Below are 1,362 nucleotides of genomic sequence, written 5' to 3' on the forward strand. Positions count from 1 at the left end.
CCGAGCATGAGCCGGCGTGGCAACTGCTGGGATACTCATTCTAATATACTTTCAAATACCGGATCGGACTGACCCGTGCTGGGATTGGCTCGAATGCCTTTGTGTTGACCTGTCGTCCGATTCTGGTATTTCCCGGGCATAGCCGGGCCCAGCGTTTGTGACCTGATAGGAGCTTTGTGCTGCATCTTGAGTGTCCTGTCCTGCGATGGGGATGGTTGTGCTACTGATATCTGGGAGGTAAACCATGCAAAACAATTTTCAATCTCCTGAAAGCGTGATCCTGGGTGTCGATACACACCTTGATATTCATGTCGGTGCTGTTATCAGTCAGGCGGGTAAGCTGCTTGGTACTCACATTATTCAAACAAATCAAATTGGCTATCAGGAGCTATTTGATTGGGCTAAATCTTTTGGAGTTCTCGAACGAGCAGGTATTGAAGGAACCGGAACTTATGGTGCTGCATTAACACGTTTTCTTATTAAAAATGGTATTTATGTTGTTGAAGTTAACCGACCAGACCGCTCAAAACGCCGCCTTGAAGGAAAGTCAGATCCACTGGATGCAGAGAATGCAGCCCGCACCGTACTTTCGGGGAGCAGCAAAGCCATACCCAAAATGCAATCCGGCGCGTGTGAAGCTCTCCGGATAATTAGCGTTGCCCGACGTAGCGCTGTAAAAGCCCGTACTCAGGCGATTAACCAGCTTCGTTCGCTGCTGGTTAGTGCACCGCAGGATGTCCGCGACAAACTCTGGAAATCGAAACCACACGAGTGCGTAGCTGCCTGTATTAACTGCGAAGTATCAGAGTACTCTCCACTGCGTATAGCTCTGTACAGCACGCTTAGAAGCCTTGCGAAACGATGGGGGGCACTGACTGAAGAGTTGAATGAACTGGACGAATCGCTGGATAAACTGACCCGTAAATATGCCAGTAACCTTCGTAGCCAGTTTGGCGTAGGGCCACAGACGGCAGCCACACTGCTGGCAGTTGCAGGTGATAATCCCGAACGTTTAAAAAATGAAGCAGCACTGGCATCGCTTTGTGGCGTAAATCCGCTGCCAGCATCATCAGGAAAAACAGTCAGGCACAGATTAAATCGAGGTGGCTCACGTGAAGCAAACAATGCCCTGTGGACAATAGCCCTTGTGCGTATGCGAAGTGATCCGCGGACAAGAATCTATGTCGACAGACGAACTGGTGAAGGGCTATCGACCAAAGAGATCCTGAGATGTCTAAAACGCTACATCGTCCGTGAACTCTACCCATTGATTTTATCAGATCTCACATATGCCAATCGCCCGCTCTTGACATAGGAGCGTCAATGCGGTGGCCGAATCGTTCTTCAGTTCACTGAAAAAAG

At 49.3% G+C, this 1,362-nt stretch carries 1 protein-coding gene; it reads left to right on the top strand.

From position 1 onward, the window contains the following. The first annotated feature begins 244 nt into the window (after nucleotides 1-244). A complete protein-coding gene (locus M989_RS23920; protein ID WP_001180631.1) occupies nucleotides 245-1,315 on the top strand; it encodes an IS110 family RNA-guided transposase in 1,071 nt (356 codons plus the stop codon). Nucleotides 1,316-1,362 lie beyond the last annotated feature (47 nt).

Origin of the sequence: Kluyvera georgiana ATCC 51603, assembly GCF_001654985.1 — a bacterium.
Lineage (GTDB): Bacteria > Pseudomonadota > Gammaproteobacteria > Enterobacterales > Enterobacteriaceae > Kluyvera > Kluyvera georgiana.

Bases quoted from the DNA above. Each gene is read 5' to 3' on its own strand.
- M989_RS23920 (WP_001180631.1), top strand. From the start codon at position 245: ATGCAAAACAATTTTCAATCTCCTGAAAGCGTGATCCTGGGTGTCGAT.